This is a genomic window from Pedobacter nototheniae (assembly GCF_004335085.1).
Taxonomy (GTDB): domain Bacteria; phylum Bacteroidota; class Bacteroidia; order Sphingobacteriales; family Sphingobacteriaceae; genus Pedobacter; species Pedobacter nototheniae.
The window spans coordinates 1-473 of record NZ_RQRS01000075.1 but is presented as its reverse complement, the minus strand read 5'-3'; the positions used below and the strand labels follow the sequence as shown (position 1 = coordinate 473).

1 protein-coding gene is annotated in these 473 nt (G+C 30.0%); it reads right to left on the bottom strand.

Annotation, left to right across the window (positions count from 1 at the left end; translation table 11 throughout):
• On the bottom strand, positions 1-253 hold a 253-nt coding region (locus tag EHC72_RS22505), incomplete at its 3' end, for a DUF4199 family protein (RefSeq protein WP_131539966.1).
• Positions 254-473 lie beyond the last annotated feature (220 nt).

Sequence of the window (473 nt, the reverse complement as noted above, 5' to 3'; positions counted from 1 at the left end):
CAACAATACCAACGCCTATTTTCAAAGCTTGCCCCCAAATAAGTAAACCATTTTTCTCTTTTTTAAATTTTTTAATTGCTAACACAGGTAATACGACAATACAAAGTATAAGGGCAACCATATTAATAACACCACCTGTTGTGTCAAAAGTCATTCCTAATGCGTAAATTATTAAATTGATAAAGATAATTATTGCTCCATAAATTAAGCCGTAATTTAAAATAATGTTTCTGCTTTGCGTTTGATTTTCCATTGAATTAATTGAGTTAGTTAGTACAAATATATTATTTTGTTTTCGATTCTAAATTTTTTTTAAAAAAGTTTTTAAACAATATGTTAGCAGTCAGCGAGTTAAAAATATCATGAAAAAAAAGCTATTTTTTTTATTGTCAGTTTCAAAAAAGGATGTATATTTGCCACGGCAAGTTCTACACAACTAGCTCCCTTTGAACTCCCCCAGGGCGGGAACGCAG